The sequence below is a fragment of the Variovorax sp. OAS795 genome, assembly GCF_040546685.1.
In the GTDB taxonomy this organism is placed as follows: domain Bacteria; phylum Pseudomonadota; class Gammaproteobacteria; order Burkholderiales; family Burkholderiaceae_C; genus Variovorax.
Map to the genome: position 1 here is coordinate 303,554 of NZ_JBEPOH010000002.1, position 17,048 is coordinate 320,601.

General features: G+C 67.2%; 21 protein-coding genes. 10 read left to right on the top strand and 11 right to left on the bottom strand.

What is annotated here, in order from left to right; genetic code table 11:
- Nucleotides 1–2: 2 nt before the first annotated feature.
- The 3 genes from ABID97_RS26900 to ABID97_RS26910 all read right to left on the bottom strand — a co-directional run bounded on the left by ABID97_RS26900 (nucleotide 3) and on the right by ABID97_RS26910 (nucleotide 2,288).
- On the bottom strand, nucleotides 3–383 hold the full coding sequence (locus tag ABID97_RS26900; protein WP_354402318.1) for a cupin domain-containing protein: 381 nt from the start codon (nucleotides 381–383) through the stop codon (nucleotides 3–5).
- A gap of 155 nt (nucleotides 384–538) precedes the next feature.
- A complete protein-coding gene (locus ABID97_RS26905; RefSeq protein WP_354402320.1) occupies nucleotides 539–1,225 on the bottom strand; it encodes a nitroreductase in 687 nt (228 codons plus the stop codon).
- A gap of 94 nt (nucleotides 1,226–1,319) precedes the next feature.
- Nucleotides 1,320–2,288: a LysR family transcriptional regulator gene (locus ABID97_RS26910; protein ID WP_354402322.1), complete on the bottom strand. Its 969-nt coding sequence runs from the start codon at nucleotides 2,286–2,288 to the stop codon at nucleotides 1,320–1,322.
- 138 nt (nucleotides 2,289–2,426) lie between these two features.
- On the opposite strand from ABID97_RS26910, the gene ABID97_RS26915 reads away from it, so the two are divergent.
- From ABID97_RS26915 to ABID97_RS26925, 3 genes are read left to right on the top strand one after another with little or no spacing between them, the layout of a single operon-like run.
- The gene (locus ABID97_RS26915; protein WP_354402323.1) at nucleotides 2,427–3,419 is read left to right on the top strand and encodes a tripartite tricarboxylate transporter substrate-binding protein; all 993 of its coding nucleotides are present in this window, start codon (nucleotides 2,427–2,429) and stop codon (nucleotides 3,417–3,419) included.
- 19 nt (nucleotides 3,420–3,438) lie between these two features.
- A complete protein-coding gene (locus ABID97_RS26920; protein ID WP_354402325.1) occupies nucleotides 3,439–3,981 on the top strand; it encodes a 4-hydroxylaminobenzoate lyase in 543 nt (180 codons plus the stop codon).
- Nucleotides 3,982–4,001: 20 nt separating this feature from the next.
- The gene (locus ABID97_RS26925; protein WP_354402327.1) at nucleotides 4,002–5,213 is read left to right on the top strand and encodes an MFS transporter; all 1,212 of its coding nucleotides are present in this window, start codon (nucleotides 4,002–4,004) and stop codon (nucleotides 5,211–5,213) included.
- A gap of 42 nt (nucleotides 5,214–5,255) precedes the next feature.
- On the opposite strand, the gene ABID97_RS26930 is transcribed toward ABID97_RS26925, so the two are convergent.
- Nucleotides 5,256–6,254, bottom strand: a complete 999-nt coding sequence (locus ABID97_RS26930; protein WP_354402329.1) for an SLAC1 anion channel family protein — start codon at nucleotides 6,252–6,254, stop codon at nucleotides 5,256–5,258.
- Between the two features lie 114 nt (nucleotides 6,255–6,368).
- On the opposite strand from ABID97_RS26930, the gene ABID97_RS26935 reads away from it, so the two are divergent.
- A complete protein-coding gene (locus ABID97_RS26935) occupies nucleotides 6,369–7,322 on the top strand; it encodes a GlxA family transcriptional regulator (RefSeq protein WP_354402331.1) in 954 nt (317 codons plus the stop codon).
- 127 nt (nucleotides 7,323–7,449) lie between these two features.
- Here ABID97_RS26935 and ABID97_RS26940 read toward each other — a convergent pair whose 3' ends face one another.
- Both ABID97_RS26940 and ABID97_RS26945 read right to left on the bottom strand, forming a co-directional pair.
- Nucleotides 7,450–7,650, bottom strand: coding sequence for a hypothetical protein (locus ABID97_RS26940; RefSeq protein WP_354402333.1), 201 nt, complete (start codon nucleotides 7,648–7,650; stop codon nucleotides 7,450–7,452).
- A 13-nt stretch (nucleotides 7,651–7,663) separates the two neighbouring features.
- Nucleotides 7,664–7,846, bottom strand: a complete 183-nt coding sequence (locus ABID97_RS26945) for a DUF3606 domain-containing protein (protein WP_354402335.1) — start codon at nucleotides 7,844–7,846, stop codon at nucleotides 7,664–7,666.
- Between the two features lie 244 nt (nucleotides 7,847–8,090).
- Here ABID97_RS26945 and fusA point away from each other — a divergent pair, with 244 nt between their 5' ends.
- On the top strand, nucleotides 8,091–10,157 hold the full coding sequence (gene fusA, locus ABID97_RS26950; protein ID WP_354402336.1) for an elongation factor G: 2,067 nt from the start codon (nucleotides 8,091–8,093) through the stop codon (nucleotides 10,155–10,157).
- 39 nt (nucleotides 10,158–10,196) lie between these two features.
- Here fusA and ABID97_RS26955 read toward each other — a convergent pair whose 3' ends face one another.
- Both ABID97_RS26955 and ABID97_RS26960 read right to left on the bottom strand, forming a co-directional pair.
- Nucleotides 10,197–10,613 (bottom strand): type II toxin-antitoxin system VapC family toxin, encoded by a 417-nt coding sequence (locus ABID97_RS26955; protein ID WP_354402338.1) that lies wholly within the window; start codon nucleotides 10,611–10,613, stop codon nucleotides 10,197–10,199.
- Nucleotides 10,610–10,876 (bottom strand): antitoxin, encoded by a 267-nt coding sequence (locus tag ABID97_RS26960; RefSeq protein WP_354402339.1) that lies wholly within the window; start codon nucleotides 10,874–10,876, stop codon nucleotides 10,610–10,612. The genes ABID97_RS26955 and ABID97_RS26960 overlap by 4 nt, the downstream gene beginning before the upstream one ends.
- A gap of 180 nt (nucleotides 10,877–11,056) precedes the next feature.
- Here ABID97_RS26960 and ABID97_RS26965 point away from each other — a divergent pair, with 180 nt between their 5' ends.
- A complete protein-coding gene (locus ABID97_RS26965) occupies nucleotides 11,057–11,281 on the top strand; it encodes a hypothetical protein (protein ID WP_354402340.1) in 225 nt (74 codons plus the stop codon).
- 24 nt (nucleotides 11,282–11,305) lie between these two features.
- On the opposite strand, the gene ABID97_RS26970 is transcribed toward ABID97_RS26965, so the two are convergent.
- Together ABID97_RS26970 and ABID97_RS26975 are read right to left on the bottom strand one after the other, a co-directional pair.
- On the bottom strand, nucleotides 11,306–11,755 hold the full coding sequence (locus ABID97_RS26970) for a hypothetical protein (protein WP_354402342.1): 450 nt from the start codon (nucleotides 11,753–11,755) through the stop codon (nucleotides 11,306–11,308).
- Between the two features lie 75 nt (nucleotides 11,756–11,830).
- Nucleotides 11,831–12,730: a LysR substrate-binding domain-containing protein gene (locus ABID97_RS26975; protein WP_354403065.1), complete on the bottom strand. Its 900-nt coding sequence runs from the start codon at nucleotides 12,728–12,730 to the stop codon at nucleotides 11,831–11,833.
- A gap of 103 nt (nucleotides 12,731–12,833) precedes the next feature.
- Between ABID97_RS26975 and ABID97_RS26980 the strand changes: the two genes are divergently transcribed.
- Together ABID97_RS26980 and ABID97_RS26985 are read left to right on the top strand one after the other, a co-directional pair.
- Complete coding sequence (locus ABID97_RS26980; RefSeq protein WP_354402343.1) at nucleotides 12,834–14,000, top strand: mandelate racemase/muconate lactonizing enzyme family protein; 1,167 nt, start codon at nucleotides 12,834–12,836, stop codon at nucleotides 13,998–14,000.
- Between the two features lie 28 nt (nucleotides 14,001–14,028).
- Nucleotides 14,029–15,006 carry a tripartite tricarboxylate transporter substrate binding protein BugD gene (locus tag ABID97_RS26985; RefSeq protein ID WP_354402344.1) on the top strand — a complete coding sequence of 326 codons (978 nt, stop codon included), beginning with the start codon at nucleotides 14,029–14,031 and terminating at the stop codon, nucleotides 15,004–15,006.
- A 13-nt stretch (nucleotides 15,007–15,019) separates the two neighbouring features.
- On the opposite strand, the gene ABID97_RS26990 is transcribed toward ABID97_RS26985, so the two are convergent.
- Complete coding sequence (locus ABID97_RS26990; RefSeq protein WP_354402346.1) at nucleotides 15,020–15,520, bottom strand: Rossmann-fold NAD(P)-binding domain-containing protein; 501 nt, start codon at nucleotides 15,518–15,520, stop codon at nucleotides 15,020–15,022.
- Between the two features lie 214 nt (nucleotides 15,521–15,734).
- On the opposite strand from ABID97_RS26990, the gene ABID97_RS26995 reads away from it, so the two are divergent.
- Together ABID97_RS26995 and ABID97_RS27000 are read left to right on the top strand one after the other, a co-directional pair.
- A complete protein-coding gene (locus tag ABID97_RS26995; RefSeq protein ID WP_354402347.1) occupies nucleotides 15,735–16,523 on the top strand; it encodes a Crp/Fnr family transcriptional regulator in 789 nt (262 codons plus the stop codon).
- Between the two features lie 225 nt (nucleotides 16,524–16,748).
- Nucleotides 16,749–17,036: a BufA1 family periplasmic bufferin-type metallophore gene (locus ABID97_RS27000; RefSeq protein ID WP_354402348.1), complete on the top strand. Its 288-nt coding sequence runs from the start codon at nucleotides 16,749–16,751 to the stop codon at nucleotides 17,034–17,036.
- Nucleotides 17,037–17,048 lie beyond the last annotated feature (12 nt).

Below are 17,048 nucleotides of genomic sequence, written 5' to 3' on the forward strand. Positions count from 1 at the left end.
GCTCAGCTGTTGGGCTTGGCGAACTGCTCCGCGCTCATCATCTCCAGGCCGACGAAGGGCTTGTCGCCTTCGACCCATGCGTCGTGGCCCGGCGGAATGGTGTACGACATGCCTGCCTCGATGGAGGTCTTGGAACCGTCGTTCATCTGCACGGTGAGGCGGCCCGACACCGCATAACCCACGTGCGCGACCTGGCAGCTGTCCGTGCCCACGACCGGCTTGATGCAGTTCGACCAGCGCCACCCCGGCTGGAAGTTGAAGCGTCCGAGCGTGTAGCCCTCGAGGCGGACCACTTCGACCCGGGTCATTTCCGGCTCCCGCACCTCGTCGGGCGCGTCATGGGATCGCGTCTGGAGCTTGTTGACGTTCATGGGACTTGTCATCGCGACTCTCCTTGCACGAGCGAGCAGATAGTCCGCGGCAGCCTCGTGCCGAACCGCACGACGAACCATCGGATGTTAGACCCGGGGCCCGGCGAGGCGACGACTTTTTAAAACCTTTTCATACTGTGCGGACGCACAGTGTCTGGCGCGAACGGCTACTCGCCGGCGAATCCGCTGAAGACGGCGAAGGCCTCGACCGGTTCCCTCGGCATCGCCAGCCGGTTGAGCGCTGCCTCGGGCTGCCCATAGCCCATGGACATGCCGCACACCACGGTCTCGCCTTCCGGCAGGTGCAGGAAGTCCCTGATGACAGGCTCGTGCCGCACGAACGAGACCTGCGGGCAGGTGTCCAGCCCCCGGGCACGCGCCGCGATCATCAGCGTCTGCAGGAACATGCCGCAGTCGAGCCAGCTGTGCCGCGTCAGCCGTTCGTCGATGGTGAAGATCAGTCCGACCGGCGCATCGAAGAACGCAAAGTTGCGCCCGGTCTGCCGGTAGCGTGCCTCGGTGTCGGCGCGATCGATGTCCAGCGCCGCGTAGTAACGCGCACCGAACTCGGCCTGCCGTGCCTTGCAGGCGGTGGGCAGGTCTTCGGGAAAGTGGCGCGAGGGCGGCAACGCGTCCTGCGCGTGCGAGCGCATCAGTGCTTCGCTGAGCTGCCGCCTGGGTTCGCCTTCGAGCACGTGGACGCGCCAGGGCTGGGTGTTCGAGTTGCTGGGCGCGCAGCGCGCAACGTCGAGGATTTCCGCCACCAGCGCCTTCGGAACCGGCGTCGGCAGGAAGGCGCGGACCGCCTTTCGCGAGCGGATGGCCTCGTCGACCATGGTGTCTGCTTTCATCATGGTGCGATGCTCCCACGGCCGCGCCGCCTCGCCAACTGAAGCTTGTGCACGGCCGACATGCACGAAACAGAAGTTCGCCGGGTTTGTACCGGGGCTAGCGGCGTGCCAGCTCGAAGAGCTGCGAGCGCAGCCACAGATGGGCCGGGTCGTGCGCATGCCGTTGATGCCAGATCGCGCGCAATGTCACGCCCGGCACGGCGTAGGGCAGCTTCTTGGCGTGCAGGTCGCCGCGCCGCGCGAAGGACTCGGCCAGCGGCGCGGGAACGATGGCGATCATCTCGCTCGCAAGCAGCAGTTCGGGCACGGCCAGCGAGTGCGGCACTGTGACGCGGTAGCGCGGGTGCCTGCCGATCTGCGCCAGCGCATCCTCCAGCGCCTGCCGGTCGAACATGTCGGACTGGCGCGCGAGGCCGCGCTCGACGATGTAGCCGCTCACGGCACCTTCCTCCTGTCCGCCCAGCGAAACGGTGAGCAACGGAAAGTCGGCGAGGTCGGCCAGGCTGGCTTCGCGGCGGCGCAGCGGGTGGCCCTTGCGCATGAGGAGCACGTCCTCCTGCGTCCACACGGGCGCGCTTTGCAGGCGCGCCGGCACGTCCGCGAAGATGCCCACCGCAATGTCGATCCGGCCCACGTCGATCTGCTCGGCCAGGTCCAGCCGCGTGGACGGCCGCACCACCAGGTCCACCGAAGGTGCCAGCGCGTTCACGCGATGGCTGAGCCGCGTCAGCAGCACCGAGGTGACGTAGTCGTTGGCGGCCAGCACGAAGGCGCGCGAGGCCGTGGCGGGGTCGAAGGCTTGCACGCCGAGCGTGTCATGGATGCTGCGCAAGGCTTCGCGCAGTGGCGTCGCCATCGCGAGCGCGCGGGCCGTGGGCTCCATGCCCCGGGCGGTGCGCACGAACAATTCGTCCTGCAACGCCTCGCGCAGGCGCGAGAGCGCGTGGCTGATCGCGGACTGGCTCAGGTGCAGCCGCTTGCCCGCACGCAGCAGGTTCTGGTCCTCGAAGACCGCGTCGAAGACGCGAAGCAGGTTCAGGTCCATGCGCGCCGGATTCGGTGTCATTCCAATCCTCCTCATGTTGCATGGCGTGCATTTTCGTCTTGAAGATTGATCGCTTCCGCGCGCCGGGATGCGCTGGCATCGTGGAGCCCTGCCGATCTGGCAGGCCCGCACCGCACACCGCACACACAGGAGCCCACGATGGATCCGATCTCCAGAAGAACTTTCGCCAGGCACCTGTCGTGCCTCGCCCCTGCGCTTGCGCTGGGCTCCGGCCCGGCGCAGGCGCAGCCCGAGGCCGGCGTGGGCCGCATCATCGTCGGCTATCCGCCGGGCGGAACGCTGGACCAGACCGCGCGGCGGCTGGCCCAGGCGTGGCGCTCGCAAGGCCGCAACTGGCTCGTGGACAACCGGCCCGGCGCTGCGGGACGGATCGCGACCGGCCAGCTCAAGCGCGAGAAGGCCGACGGCAGCGCGGTGCTGTGCACGCACACCTCGGCCATGACGATCTATCCGCATGTGTATGCCAAGCTTCCCTACGACGCGGTCAAGGACGCGCAGCCGGTCGCGCTGCTGGCCTCCGCCACCTGCGTGCTGGCCGTCAGCGCCGCGGTGCCGGCACAAGTGAAGACGCTTGCCGACTACGTGAAGTGGATCGGGGGCAACGAGGCGGGCCGCACCTACGCATCGCCTGCGGCGGGCTCGCTGGCGCAGTTCCTGGGCTACCGCTTGTCGCAGGCCGCGGGCATTGCGCTGACGCACGTGGCCTACCGCGGGTCCGCGCCCGCGGTGCAGGACCTGCTCGGCGCGCAGATCCCGGCCTACATCGGCTTCGTGGGCGACTTTCTGCAGTACCTCGCCGGCGGAAAGCTCCGGCTGCTGGCGGTGAGCAGCGAACAGCGCTCGCGTTTCCTGAAAGACGTGCCGACCTTTTCCGAGCAGGGATTCGGCACCGTCTCGGGCGTCGAGAGCTACGGCATCTATGCGCCCGCATCCATCCCGCAGCACACCGTGGCGGCCCTGGCGCAAGCCACGCAGGCGGCATCGCGCGACCAGGCGCTCGTTGCAGGCCTGGAGCAGATCGGACTGGAAACGACCTACCTCGCATCGGCGGAATACACGCAGCTCATCGCGCGCGAGCGGGAACGGTGGCGGCCCGTGGTCGCCGCGTCGGGGTTCAGGGCTGACGAGTAGACAAAAAAAGGACACCACCATGACATCGAAGCGCGAAGAATTGATTGCCGCCAGCCTGCCGTTCCTTGCCGAGATCAAGGACATGACGGCCGGCACCGAAGTGGAGCGCTGGCTCAACGCGCGCCACGGCCCCGGCTCGCCGCTCTACACCCGGCTGGCCGAACTGGTGACGGCCGGCGTGCGCGAAGGCTGGGCCGCCAACGTCGAGGTCCAGGGCCCGCGCTACCGGCGCAGCAGGCTCTGCGAGCCATCGGCCGAGACCTTCCAGTTCAGCATCACGGCGGTCTACATGGACAGCGCCGGCAACACGCAGGGCCATGCCGGGGGCGCCTTCCGGGGCGACTACCACGCGCATCCCTACGGGGAGTTCAACATGGTGGTTCCGCTCGATGAGGGGGCCGCGCTCGCCGGGCCCAACGGATGGTGCCGCGGCGGCTGGACCGCGCCCGCACCCGGCAGCCATCACTATCCCGAGGCGAAGGGGGGCGCGGTCATCGCACTCTTCTTTCTTCCCGCCGGCCGGATCTCCTACGACATCGAAGCACCGGCAACCGGACGTTGACCGCTGCAGAAGGACCCATCATGGATCGCCGATTACTCATGCTGGCACTTGGCATGTTTGCCATGGGGACCGACAACTTCGTGGTTGCCGGCATTCTCCCGAGCGTGGCCGAGTCGCTGCACACGTCCGTCAGCCTGGCCGGCCAGATGGTCACCGTCTACGCGCTGTCGTATGCCGTCATGGCGCCGGTGATGGCCGCCGTCGCCGCGGGATGGCCGCGCAAGTTCCTGCTGGTGCTTGCCCTCGGCATCTTCGTCCTCGGCAACGCGATCACCGCACTGGCGAGCGACCTGAACACCGTCCTCTTGAGCCGCGCCCTCGCCGGGCTCGGCGCGGCCATGTTCGCGCCCACGGCGCTGGGCGTCGCCACCTCGCTCGCAGGCCCCGAAAGAAGAGGGCGCGCGCTGGCCACGGTCACGGCCGGGCTGGCGGGCGCCACGGCGCTCGGCGCGCCCATCGGCACTTTCATCGGCGGCTTGGGCGACTGGCGAAGCACGCTGTGGTTCGTCGCGGCGCTGGGGCTGGTCTCGATGATCGGCGTCTGGACGATGCTGCGTTCGGTGCCCCAGCCGCCACGCATCACGCTGCGGGCACGGCTGGCACCGGTGCGGGACATCCGCATCGCGCTCACGCTGCTCACGTCGCTCTTCGCGTTCGGCGGCTTCCTGATGGTCTATACCTATTCGGGCCTGGTGCTGGACCGCGTGACCGGCGGCGACGAACGGCTCCTGGCCGGCCTGCTCCTGGTCTGGGGCGTTGCCGCGACCGCCGGAAACCTGCTCGCGGGCCGGCTGGTCGATCGCTACGACAGCCGAAGGATCATCGACGCAGGCCTGGCCGTGGCGATCCTCAATTTCTGCGCGCTCCCCTGGACCTCTGCCCATCCGGCCAGCGCCATCGCGGCACTGGTGGTCTGGGGGCTGGTGGGATGGGGACTGATCGTGCCGCAGCAGCACCGGCTGGTGAAGATCGCGCCGGAGGCTGCGCCGCTGCTGCTCGCCCTGAACAACACGGCGACCTATGCCGGCCTGGCCTGCTCGGGTCTCCTCGGCGGCATCGCTCTGCTCTACGTGGACCGGCACTACCTCGGTGTCGTGGGGGCCGGACTCATCGCGATCGCGCTCTTGCTCGCGCTGGCCGCGCACCGGTGCATCGAGCGCGAACGGCTGCGCAGCGGCGCGGTGGGGGCGGCCGGCAAGCCCCTCCGGGGACTGGGCGCAGGCACGCCGTGAGCGCCGCAGTCCGGGTCCGGCATGCAGGTGCAAGCGCAGGGCTCAGATGAAGAGCTTTCCGCTGAATGCGAAGCGCAGGGTGCGCACTGTGAGCACCGCCAGCGCGAGGGTCAACGCCACCAGCAACGCGATCGCGAGGGCCCACAGCGGCGCGGCTGCGCGCAACTGCGCATACTTCAGCGCTGCATTGGCCAGGGCCGCCATCGGGAAGCTGATGGCCCACCAGGCGGGAGAGAACGCGATGCTCGGCCGGAACACCTTCGGTGCAAGCACCGCGAACATGAAGAGCGCGAAGTAGAAGAGCAGGGCGGCAAAGTTGTCGATGCTGCCGGTGATGTTCGTGTAGGCGAGGAAGCCGACCGCAAAGGGCGCGACGAGGATCATCAGCGAGGGCGCCATGGCAGATGCGAGCGGCGCCTGGTGCACCAGCCGGCCGACGATGAGCACCAGCAGCAACAGCGCGAGCACCGCACCCACGGCGGCCGCCAGCAGGTTCAGTTCCGCGATCCATGCCGTCGACCCGTCGTGGCCGGCCGTGACCGCAATGTCCAGTGTCGCGACGCCGGGGATCAGCCACGCCGGCACCGCGTGTGCGGTGTCGACCTGTCCCTTGAGCAGGCGCGAGACCACGAGGAAGCTGAGGGCGAAGGTCGCGGCCGCGCCCAGCGTCCACACCGCGCGCGCACCCGATGCGCTGTAGGGGGCAATGACGGATGACAGCAGCAGTATCGAGATGGCAATGGTGCCGAAGAAATTGCCGGTCACCGGGTGATGGAACTCCGCGTGCACGGACTGCGGATGCCTGGCCAGCTTGACCGCATAGCCGAGCGCCAGCAGTACGAAGACGCCGAGTGCGAAGAAGCCGATCGCCTCGCCGACGATGGCGGGCGCGCCCAGGCTGGCGTGGGCCAGTCGCCACGCCAGCGCCAGCCCGGAAAGCCCCATGACGGACGCGAACAGGTTGACGGGCAAGTTGCGCAGCGACGCTTCGCTGGAGGCGCGGGTCACGAGGAAGGGCGGGTGGAGTGATTTGCTTTGCATGGCATCCTTTTTTGGATTGGCAGAATTTGCTGATGTTGCTAGTTTCTGCCAAACTGGTCCGGCCGCGCACCCTGCGGCACGATGTTTTCCGCCAATAGCTGAGCCTTCACTGCCATGCGTGTCGCCATCCTTGCTTTTCCCCGGGTCCAGCTGCTCGATGTCGCGGGCCCCGCTGATGTGTTCGCCGAGGCGGCGCGCCAGCTCGGGCAACCGCGCGCCTACCAGATCCAGGTGATCGGCACCGAGGCGGGTGTGCTCAAGAGCAGCAGCGGGGTGCGGCTTGCGGTGGATGCCACGCTGGGTACGCATCGCGGCCCGATCGACACCTTGCTGGTGGCAGGCAGCCCGGAGATCGACCAGGTGGCGGGCGACGCGGTGCTGCACCAGTGGCTGCGGCGCCAGTCGCGCACCGTGCGCCGCTACGGCTCAGTGTGCAGCGGGGCTTTCGTGCTCGCGGCCGCCGGGCTGCTGGACGGCAAGCGCGTGGCCACCCACTGGAATTCCACCGCGCGACTCGCGGCGGACTATCCGCTGGCCTGCGTCGAACCCGATGCGATCTATGTGAAGGACGGGCGGCTCTTCACTTCGGCCGGGGTGACCGCGGGCATGGACCTCGCGCTTGCGATGGTGGAGGAAGACCATGGCCGCGAACTCGCGCTGCGTGTGGCGCGCGAGCTGGTGATGTTCCTCAAGCGGCCCGGCGGGCAGAGCCAGTTCAGCGCGCATCTCGCGGCCCAGACCGCCGAGCGCTCGGGCATCCGGCAGGTGCAGGACCATGTGCTTGCGCATCTGAAGGACGACCTGTCGGTGCCTGCGCTGGCGGCCCGCGCCGGCATGAGCGAACGCAGCTTTGCGCGGGTTTTCCGGCAGGAGACGGGCACCACGCCCGCGGAGTTCGTCGAGAACGCCCGCATCGATGCCGCGCGGCGCCTGGCCGAGGAGTCGGAGGTGCCGGCAAAACGCTTGGCCGACGAAGTCGGCTACGCCAGCGTGGATGGTTTCAGGCGCGCGTTCGGGCGCCGCCTGGGCGTGAGCCTGGTGGCATATCGCAAGCGCTTCGCGAAGTGAGCCGCCGGACGCATGCGGCGTCGCGCCTCACCAGAGCGGCCAGCGCCGGAGATGCCATCTCGCCTTGGCCCAGATCCGCCATGCAAGGTATATGGCCATGACTCCTCCCTGTTTCCTTTTGCAGTTGCTATTTGGATGGCGGCGCGCTGCCATTGCCCTGGCGCGGCACCGCGGCCGCGTTGGCGGGAACGTTGCCGGGCCCTTCCGACGGATCCTTGATGCCGTAGAAGAACAGCACCGCCACCACGATGACCCCGATGACGGCCAGCAAGATCCACATCAAGCGGCGGCCGATGTCGCCCTGCTTGTGCTGCTGCCTGGTTTCCATGAGCGGATGCGGCTCAGCGGCGCATTTCGACCAGGTACGCGCGAACGGCATCGGCCGAATTGCCGACCACCCTGACGGCGTCCCGCAGCTGGGTCTCGGAGCACTTCAGCGCCTCGGTCCATGAGCGCACTTCGTGTGGCTGGTCGATCGCAATCAGCTTGCGGTCCAGTCCTGTCTTGTTCGGGTTGTCGGCCATTTTTGTCTCCTGTGGTCCTGCGGGCACGGTGTCCGGGGCGATTTCAGCGTGGACCCCGCACAAGCGCAGCGCCATTCCGTTTTGGCGCGTCCTGCTGACGGTGACTCTCCTACGCCGGGCTTCGCGGGGCGCCCCGGCTTGCATCGGCACGGCCAATCCCGTACGCTGGCCGTGCGTCCACGCGCAGCACCCGAGCCCTTGCGGGCCGCCGGGCCAGCCTTGCCGACGCCAAGGAGTGCATGCCATGCCAAGCCGATCGAGCGGCCCCGCGGCCGAGTTGGAAGCCGTGCGAACGCTGGCGCTCGTCGGCCCCGCTGCCGCGGGCAAGAGCTCCCTTGCCGAGGCGCTGCTGTTCAAGGCCGGCGCGATCGGCGCGTGCGGCAGCATCGAGCGCGGCAGCACCGTCAGCGACTACGACCCGCTGGAGCGCCGGATGCAGCACTCGCTCAACGCGTCGGTGATGCACCTGAAGCACGCCAACACCCGCATCCACTTCATCGACACGCCGGGCGGGCCGGACTTCCTCGGCCAGAGCCTGCCGGCGCTGGAGGCGGTCGAAACGGCGGCGGTGGTCATCAATGCCGCCACGGGCATCGAGCCGATGGCGGTGCGCATGATGGCGTACGCGGCCTCGCGGCACCTGGCCCGCATGATCATCGTCAACAAGATCGATGCGCAGGGTGTCTCGCTGGCGGGCCTCCTGGCCGACATCCAGGCGACCTTCGGCCGCGAGTGCCTGCCGCTGAACGTTCCGGACCGGGTCGGCAAGCGGGTCGTGGACTGCTTCTTCAACCGCTTCGGGCAGTCCGACTTCGGCCCCGTCGAAGCGGCGCACCGCGCGCTGGTGGAGCAGGTGGTCGAGGTCGATCCTGACTTTGTCGACCGCTACCTCGAAGAGGGCGATGTCGATCCATCGGAGCTGCACGCGCCGCTCGAGCAGGCGCTGCGCGAGGGCCACCTGATCCCGGTGTGCTTCGTCTCGTCGCGCAGCGGCGCCGGCGTTGCCGAGCTGCTGGACATCATCGTCAAGCTCCTGCCCGATCCGTCCGAGGGCAACCCGCCGGAGTTCCTGCTCGGCGAGGGCGCCGATGCCAAGCCGATGCAGGCGCGGCCCGACCCGTCGCTGCACGCGCTGGCGCATGTGTTCAAGGTCACGGTCGACCCCTACGTCGGCAAGCTCGGTGTCTTCCGCGTGCACCAGGGCACGGTCACGAGCGACAGCCTGCTCTATGTGGGCGACGGCCGCAAGCCGTTCAAGGTGGGGCACCTGTTCATGCTCCAGGGCAAGGACCATGTGGAGGTGTCGCGCGCGGTGCCGGGCGACATCGTGGCGGTCGCCAAGGTCGATGAAATCCATTTCGACGCCGTGCTGCACGATGCGGCGGAAGACAGCCACATCCACCTTGCGCCGCTGGCGTTCCCGGTGCCGGTGCACGGCTTGGCCGTGGAGCCCAAGCGCCACGGCGACGAGCAGCGCGCCTGGGAAATCCTCGGCAAGCTCGCGGCCGAGGACCCTTGCCTGCGCATCGAGCACGCGGCTGCCACCAACGAGACCGTTCTCTACGGGCTGGGTGAACTGCACTTGCGCATAGTGCTCGAGCGCCTGCGCGAGGTGTACCGCTTCGAGGTCCAGACCCGCGCGCCGCGCATCGCCTACCGCGAGACGGTGACTGCGCCGGCCGCGGGCCACCACCGGCACAAGAAGCAGACTGGCGGCGCAGGACAGTTCGCCGAAGTGTTCCTGCGCGTCGAGCCCCTTGCGCGCGGCGGCGGCTTCGAGTTTGCCGATGAGGTCAGGGGAGGGGCGATCCCGGGGCAGTTCATTCCGGCCGTCGAGAAGGGCGTGCGCGAGGTGCTCGCGGTCGGCGCGATCGCCGGCTATCCCGTGGTCGACGTGCGGGTGGTGGTGCACGATGGCAAGCACCACAGCGTCGACAGCAAGGACATCGCTTTTGCGACGGCCGGCCGCAAGGCTTTCATGGCCGCGATCCGGGAAGCCCGGCCGGTGGTGCTCGAGCCGATCGTGCAGATCGAGATCGCCGTGCCGGAGCACGCGGTGGGCGACGTCACCAACGACCTGTCGTCGCGCCGGGGCCTGGTCACCGGCACCGCACCGCTCGGCGCCGGCACCGTGAACGTCGCCGGCCAGGTGCCCGAGGCCGAGCTGGCCAACTACCAGTCGCGCCTCAATGCCATGACCAGCGGCCAGGGCCGCTACACCCTCGCGCTGTCGCACTACGAGGCGGTGCCGCCCGCGGTGCAGCAGGCACTCATGGGCCAGTACCGGGTGCGTGAAGAAGACCAGGCGTGAAGGGCCGAGCTTGCCCGGATACAGGATGTAGCCGCTTGCTCAGTGATCACGCGGGGCGCGAAGCCAGTTCTCGATGACGAGGCCAGGCACACGCGCGAAGTGTCGCGTGTTGTCGGTGACGACAATGGCACCGACCGCCAGCGCGTGCGCCGCGATCATCTCGTCGAAATCGCCGATGGGTTTGCCGCTCGCCTTCAAGTGGGCGCGCAGATCGCCGTGCCTCGTTGCCGCTTGCGCGTCCCAAGCCAGGACGGGCGAGATGCGCAGGAACTCCTGCACGATCCGGTGCAGCCGCACCGCTTCGGGACGCCTCGCGATGCCGAATCGAAGTTCCGAGCAGGTCACCGCGGAAATGCACCACTGCCCCGGAGCCAAGGCTTGCAACCGGTTGTCGAAAGCCTGATTGCCACGGATCGCCTCGCTTGCCGCATTGGTGTCGAGCATGTACAGCGTCATTCTTTCCAGCCTTTGAATGGATCGCGTTGCTCTTCGCCTTGTTCGCGCGCGGGCATGGAATCAGCAGGAAGGGTTCCCAGTTGCTGGCGCAGCTGCATGAACGCATGCCAGTCCGCTGGCGCGTGGGTGGACAGGATGACGTCGCCGGTCGCCTCGTCACGTCGGATATAGACCTCGGTGGTGCCGTCGAATCGGAATTCGGCAGGCAGGCGCACGGCTTGGCTGCCGCCCGTGGCAAACAGTTTGGCGATGGATTGCGGCATGTCTGCCTCCGAAACAAGCAATGTAGATATTAATGTATATACATTGTACGTCCAGGTCAAGGGACTGCCAGCAACGCACATCCGTCAGGCGGGAATTGCTACCGATGCAACATGGACCGTTGCTCGGAAAGCGTTCAGAACTGCTAACGTCGGCCCTCCAGCAACATTTGGATTCAGTACATGAGAGCCCTTCAAACCGCCTGTATCGCTGCGTCCATCATGCTGGTGGGATGCGCCATCCAGAGGTACGACTATGTGAAGGAGGGCGTGTCGCAGCAGGACAAGGACTCTTCGGTTTCCGAGTGCAAGTATCAGATCAAGCTGAACAAGACCCCCGCGGCGCAGGAGTACGAGCTGATGAACTTGTGCATGCAAGGCAAGGGCTATCGCTACAAGCCGGTTTGAGTGGATGCGCCTTCGGCGCGTCTTTCAATCCGCGGCGAGGCGATTGAACACGGCTTGAAGCAGGCCGAGGTTCGACACATCCGCGCCCACGGTATCGCGGCGGAACGAACTGCTGTCGTAGGGCGAATGGTTGTTCATGGGGTTGTCGATGGTCGGGCGCACGGGCACGACATAGGCGCGGAGCTTCCCGTCGAAGCTGAATCGTTCGTTGCGGCGCGGTAACGGTGCCAAGGCCGAATCGGCCGCCAGGGTGTGGGCCAGGTGGCGCCTGACGCTTTCCGGGTCGAGGCCGTACGTTCCCGCGTTCTCTACGGCAACGCCTTGCAGACCGGTGCGGGCAGCCGATTTCTCAATGGCAAGGCGCTCACCGTTCGCCTGGCTGGCAATCTCCCCGGCCAGTGCCGAAGCCACGGTGAAGAGCGAACCGGCGCAAACGGCGAGCGCCGCGCGACCGAGAGGGAAATCCAAACGCATCGAGAACTCCTTCGCCTGTGCGGCACTGCGGAAATCGAGTTTATCGCCGAACCTGCGGCCCCGGAAGCAGGCCGCTCACACCTTGATCGACGCATTCCAGAACGCATTCGCCGCCTTCCCCAGGAGCTCGCTGTCGCGGTAGAGCCTGATTTCCAGCGGCACGGCCCAATCGTTGCCCGCTGCCGCGACGAGGCGCCCTTGCCCGATGTCCTCCTCCACCAGCGTCCGGGGCAGCCATGCGATGCCCCTGCCATCCAGCGCCATGGTCCGGAGCACGGAGGCCAGATGCGCCGTGAAGACGACCTGGACCGCCTGAGATTCCAGCCGCCGGCTCACGACGGCACGCATGATGCGTCCCAGCCCGGATTCCTCGGTGTACGACAGCACCGGCACCGCGGTTGCGCCCTTGCGTGACAGCCGATGCAGCGGCTTGCCGGCGGCGTTGGGCGCGGACACCGCGACCAGCAGGTCTTCGCCGATCCGGGCCGAGCGGTAAGGGTCCGCATCGAGCGCGCCCTGTGCTTCCGGATGCGCGTGGCTCAGCACGAACTGGACCTTGCTTTGCAGCATCAGCGATTCGCAACGCTGGAGAACGTCGGACATGAGCTGCACCGGGCCAAGCGTGATGCTCGACTCGAGGCTGCGAATCCATCGCGGCAGGAATGTCATGGAAAGCGCATGCGTGCACGCGATGCGCAGGGTGACCGAACTGGCCTCCGCGATCTTACGGGCGTCGCCCGGCACGCGGGCCACCCTCGCGTTCAGTTCCTGCGCCACGCCGGCGAACCATTCGCCAACCTCTGTGAGCGTGGCGGGCTGGGTGCTGCGGTCGAACAGGTCGGCGCCGATCCACTCTTCCAGCGCGCGGATGCGGCGGCTGAAGGCAGGCTGGGAGCTGTGGCGCTCGTCCGCCGCACGCGAGAAATTGCCCGTGGCTGCCAACGCCAGGAAGTCGTCAAGCCAGATCAGGTTCATGTCCGGTTCGTCCAGCGCATAGAAGTTGAGAAATTGAACATTGGCCGAAAAAGCCGGCATGGCCGACCATTCGGTCTTCCACACCCCCCCTCTGGAGACACCCGTGAAGATCGTCGAAATCCGCGAGAAGACCATCCCCATCAGCTCGCCCATCCGCAATGCCTACATCGACTTTAGCAAGATGACCCTGAGCCTTGTCGCGGTGGTCACCGACGTGATCCGCGATGGCAAGCCCGTCGTCGGCTACGGCTTCAACTCGAACGGCCGCTACGGCCAGGGCAAGCTGATGCGCGAGCGGTTCATTCCGCGCATCATGGAAGCGGATCCGTCGTCCCTGGTCGACGACAGCGGCGACAACCTCGATCCCCACAAGATCTGGAACGCGATGTTCACCAACGAGAAGCCGGGCGGCCATGGCGAGCGCTCGGTGGCCATCGGCACCATCGACATGGCGGTGTGGGACGCGGTGGCCAAGATCGAAGGCAAGCCGCTGTTTCAACTGCTGGCCGACCGCTATGGCGACGGCAAGCCCAACCGCAAGATCTTTGTCTATGCGGCGGGCGGCTACTACTATCCGGGGCAGGACCACGGCAAGCTCAAGGACGAGATGCGCAGCTACATCGACCGCGGCTATACGGTGGTGAAAAAGAAGATCGGCGGCGCCTCGCTCGACGAGGACCTTCGCCGCATCGACTCGATCATGGAAGTGCTGCAGGACGGCCAGAAGCTCTGCGTCGATGCCAATGGCCGCTTCGACCTGGAAACCGCGATCGCCTATGCCAAGGCCCTGTCGCAGTACGACCTCTTCTGGTACGAGGAGCCGGGCGACCCGCTCGACTTCGAATTGCAGGCCGCGCTGCGCAATTTCTACAAGAACCCGATGGCCACGGGAGAAGACCTTTTCTCGATGCAGGATGCGCGCAACCTGATCCGCTACGGCGGCATGCGCCCCGACCGCGACTGGCTGCAGTTCGACTGCGCGCTCAGCTATGGCCTGGTCGAGTACCTGCGCACGCTGGAGATGCTGAAGGAACATGGCTGGTCGGCCAGCCGCTGCATCCCGCACGGTGGCCACCAGATGTCGCTGAACATCGCGGCCGGCCTCGGCCTGGGCGGCAACGAGTCGTACCCCGACCTGTTCCAGCCGTTCGGCGGGTTCCCGGACGGCGTGAAGGTCGAGAACAGCTTCGTGACCCTGCCCGACCTGCCGGGCATCGGCTTCGAGGGCAAGGCCGACCTGTACCGCGAGATGCAGGCGCTTTCGGCCTGAGTCGAATGACCACCCAGGAGACAACACCATGAAAAGCATTTGGCGCTACGGCGCCGGCATCGGCCTGCTCGCTGCGGCCACGCTGGCCTCTGCAGAGTTTCCGGACAAGCCCGTCACGCTGGTGGTCCCGTTCGCCGCGGGCGGCCCGAGCGACAAGATCGCGCGCGACCTGGCGGAGGCGCTGCGCAAGCCGCTCGGCCAGACCGTGGTCATCGACAACGCCGCCGGCGCCGGCGGCACCATCGGCTCGGCCAAGGTGGCGCGCGCCACGCCCGATGGCTACACGCTGCTGGTGCATCACATCGGCATGGCGACCGCGCCGGCGCTGTATCGCAAGCTCCCCTACAAGGTGCCGGAGGACTTCGAGATGCTCGGCCTGATCAACGAAGCCCCTTCGGTGGTGATCGGCAAGCCGAGCCTGGACGCCAACAGCTTCGCGGACCTGCGCAAGTGGATTGCCGCAAACGGCGGAAAGGTCAACCTGGCCAATGCGGGGCTGGGCTCCGCGTCGCACCTGTGCGGCTTGATGTTCCAGAGCGCCCTGAAGACCAACATGACGCCGGTGCCCTACAAGGGAACCGCGCCGGCCATGACGGACCTCATCGGCGGGCAGGTCGATCTGATGTGCGAGCAGGCCACCAACGCCGTGCCGCAGATCGAGGGCAAGAAGGTCAAGGTCTACGGCATCACGAGCCTGAAGCGCCTGCCGCTGCCATCGCTCAAGGACACTCCCACGCTCGCGGAATCCGGGCTCAAGGACTTCGACGTGCAGGTGTGGCACGGCCTGTATGCGCCCAAGGGCACGCCGCCCGCGGTGCTGGAAAAGCTCAACGCGGCCCTTCGCACCGCCCTGAAGGACCCGGAACTCATCAAGCGTGAAGAAGCACTGGGCCTCAGCGTGGTGAACGACGACCGCCTGAGCCCGGCCGGCCACCGGAAGTTCGTGGAGGCGGAGAAGGTGCGCTGGTCGAAGGTCATCAAGGACGCCGGCGAATACGCGGATTGAGCGGCTCGCGTCCTCAGCCGATGCTGCCCAGGAGCAGGGCCTGCAGCACGAATCGCCTGTTGTCCGCTGGCGATGCAAGCTCGCCCAGCCGATCGGCGAGGCGGGCCGACGGATGGCTCGCGCAGGCCAGGCCGTCGTAGACCGGGATCGCGGCCTCCCTGCCGATCTGGCGCACCACGTCCGCCGCCATGCCCTGGCATTCCACAGCGTCGTAGAACCGGCTCAGGATTTGGCCCGTGTGCCGGATCTCGCCATGGCCGCCCAGGCTGGAGAGCGCGGGACGGAGGGTCGCCACGTGCGCGCCCAACTCCCGCGCCGCGCGCTGGAACAGCGCCTCGTCCTCGCTGCCTTCGCAGCAGAAGATCCCGAGATTCTTTCCCTTGAGCTGCAACGGGACATCGCGGCGCAACCATGCGGCCTGGAGCACGCGGGCGCGCTGCAGCAGGGCGGCCTCGTCCTCGGGCAGCAGGGCCTCGAAGGCCGACGGATCGTGGATGTGGATGGGGAAGCGCATGAACTCCCTTGGAGGTCGCTGAAGCCTAGTTCCGAGCGGGCAGCCGGTGTTGATGCAGATCAAGCCTGCGGGCGGGGCAGGCGCTGTTACGCGCCGGACATGATCCATTCACCGGGCGTTACCTGCCGACGCCGAGCGTTGTCACTGTGTTGCCGGGCGCTTTCTAGCATCCCTTCATCGACCCCGCGAACACACATCTCCAGGAGCGCTTCACATGTTCAACCCCGCCTGCACCGAAACCGCCGCACCCGCCATCACCGGCTTTCTCGCGACGCGCGCGCTGCCGGCCACGGGCAAGGCGGTCCATGAGCGGGCCAGCCAGAAGCTGGTGGAGACGCAAAAGCTCCTGCAGGAGCGCCTGGCGCCGCAACGTCGCGTGGTGCACGCCGGCGACGTGATCTACCAGTCGGGCGAGCGCTTCGGCAACCTGTACATCCTGAACTCGGGCCTGTTCAAGATCGTGAACCTGTCGGCGGACGGCCGCGAGCAGGTGGTGGGCCTCAAGTTCCGCGGCGACTGGCTCGGCTTCGACGGCATTGCCGGCGGGCACTATTCGTGCGACGCCGTCGCCATGGACACGGGCGAGGTCTGGGTGGTCTCGTACGAATCGCTGCTGGCCGCCTGCCTCGTGGAGCCCGAGCTGCTGCAGGTGTTCCATACCGCGATGAGCCGCGAGATCTCGCACGACCGCGATTCGCTCATGTCGGTCTGCACGCTGCCGGCGGATGCGCGGGTGGCCGACTTCCTGCGCTACTGGGCCGAGTCGCTGGCCGAGCGTGGCATGCGCACGGACCAGATCACGCTGCGCATGACGCGCGCCGAGATCGGCAACTACCTGGGCATGACGCTGGAGAGCGTGAGCCGGGCGCTGTCGCGTCTGGCGCGCGACAAGGTCATCGAATTTGTCGAGAAGGGGCGCCGCGACGTGCAGATTCCGGACGTGGGCGCGTTGTCCGCCTTCGTGCAGCGTTGCCTCGCACCGGCGCCCGCGATGCTGCAGTGACGCAAGGCCTCGGCGGACGGCGCAGTCAGCGCGCATCCGCCGAGACGCAAGATCCAGGTGAACGACCGCATCTTCACGATGAATGGAGGTGCAGTCCGAGGGGCCGAAAAAAATCAGGCCGTTCGCGCAGCCGCGCTGTAACCGGCGCCGCGCACGCCGCGAACTAGCAAGTGACCGCGCATTCCGGCGTGGTTGCAACCCTCAATCCTCTTTCGGAGTTCATCCATGATCAACCGTTCCTTTGCGATCACCGCCCTTGCTGTGGGTGCCCTCGCCGCCGGATCCGCCATGGCGCAAGACAAGCCCATGGCCGACAAGATGGCCACGATGGAAAAGTGCTACGGCGTCTCGATGGCCGGCAAGAACGATTGCGCGGCAGGACCTGGCACCACCTGTGCGGGCACCTCCAAGGTCGACTACCAGGCCAACGCCTGGAAGAACGTCCCGGCCGGTACCTGCACCACCATCAAGACACCCAAGGGCATGGGCTCGCTGGAGGCGATGAAGTCCTGATCGACGCTGTAC